Annotated in this window: 2 protein-coding genes; both read right to left on the bottom strand. The window is 72.0% G+C overall.

What is annotated here, in order from left to right; all coding sequences use genetic code 11:
• Positions 1-1,304: FMN-binding protein (locus MZTS_RS22400; RefSeq protein WP_192285469.1), on the bottom strand; the 1,304-nt coding region annotated here is incomplete at its 3' end.
• Positions 1,301-1,695: beta-propeller fold lactonase family protein (locus MZTS_RS22395; protein ID WP_484502691.1), on the bottom strand; the 395-nt coding region annotated here is incomplete at its 5' end. The genes MZTS_RS22400 and MZTS_RS22395, both read right to left, overlap by 4 nt.

Here is a 1,695-nt window from a genome sequence, read left to right as displayed (position 1 = left end):
GTCTGGCGCACCAGCACCGGCACCAGCCCGGCCAGCGCCAGGGCGATGACGCCGAGTTCGGGCCCCCGCGCCCGCCACGGATCGGTCCAGCTCGGCCCCGCTTCCGCCGCCTCGCGGATGAACAGGCGGGCGGGCAGGGCGTAATCGGCGGAGAAGTCGCGGGCGATCTTCTCCGGGAAGATCTGGCCGCGCTCGCGCACGATCCTCTCCGTGAGCGTCCACGGCGCGGAGGGGTCGAAGCCGGCCGCCCCCGTGATCCGCAGGATGGTCCAGGGCCCGTCCGGGAGGCCGGGGGCGCCGCCACGCCGCTCGATCGCCATGTCCCGCGCGTTCACGGCGAGCCCGCCCTGCGTCACCGTCAGCCGCTCGGGAATGGAGCCGAGCACGAAATCCTCGCCGAGGGGATTCTCGGGGCCGTGGCTCACCACCATCACCGCATGGTCGCCGGGGCCGAGTTCGCGCATCAGGGCGCCGAAGCGCTCGAGCCCGAGCAGGCTGCGGCCGATGGCCGGCGCGTTGAGATAGGCGAAGGTGAGGTCGGTGAGCGGCGCTTCCGGCGGACCGTCGCCGGCGGCCGTTAGGCCGGCCTCGCGAAAGGCTTCGTCGGCTTGCCTGTTCGTGACGGTGAGGCGGCGGACCCAGCCACGGGCGCTCAGTTCGCTCACCGTCAGAGACTCGTCGGCATCCGGCCGCGCCCCCACGGTCAGGCCGGCATGGGTCGCGCCGAAGCCGAGCTTGGCGCGGGCGACGGCGAGGGAGGCGGCGAGGATCGACTCGTTGATCACCCGCGTCGAGGCGGTCGCCATCGAGATGCCGTCGACGGTGTTCTGCGGGGAGGCGCCGGAGCCGCGGGCATTCGGCCGGCCGACCCGGATCGGGCGGCGGGCCGACATCCCGACATATTGCTCCACGAAGGCGAAGAGCGGCTCCGAGCCGAGACCCTCAAGGAAGACCGGCTCGTGGTGAGACACGACCTTCACGTCGCGGAATGCGCCGTCGGGGCCGAGCGCCACGAGGAGATCGGGCGGGGTGCCACCGAAGCCGGGTATCGGCGCGAAATCGACCGACTCGAAGGCGTAGGCGAAGACCTCGTAGCTGCCGGCCGCCTGTTTCAGGATCGGCCAGACCGGCAGGGCCTCGTCACGCTCGCCCACCACCAGGGGGGCGGGGAAGTACTTTTCCATTCCCGCCCGGTCGAGCTGCCCCGCGACGGCAGGAAGGCTCGCCAGAAGCGCCATGACCAGACCAGCGAGGAAGCGGCGCAGCCAAGGGGTGGGATGCAATCCGTTCCGGCCGGCTGTCATGGCGCCGCGCCGGCCGAAGCCTGCGGGGCCGGGCGCACGGCCACGCCCCAGGGGAAGCGGCCGACCTTGACGCTGCGGATCGGGCGCTGGCTCGCCACATCGATCACGGTGACGTCGCCGGACACGCCGTTGGTGGTGAACAGCCGGGTCTCGTCCGGCGTCATCGCCAGTTGCCAGACCCGGCGGCCGACGAGGATGTAGTTCAACACCTTGTAGGTCTTGGCATCGATCACCGCGACCCGGTCGGACGGGCCGAGGGCGACGAAGGCGAGCCGGCCGTCGCGGGTCAGGCTGATGCCGACCGGCTGGAGGCGGTCGGCGGCGATGCCCTTCACCGCGAAGTCGATGGTCTCGACCACCTTGCGGGTGGCGGTATCGATCACCGCGACCG

The sequence above is a fragment of the Methylorubrum zatmanii genome, from assembly GCF_014845115.1.
Lineage (GTDB): Bacteria > Pseudomonadota > Alphaproteobacteria > Rhizobiales > Beijerinckiaceae > Methylobacterium > Methylobacterium zatmanii.
This window is presented reverse-complemented; position numbering and strand designations above follow the sequence as displayed.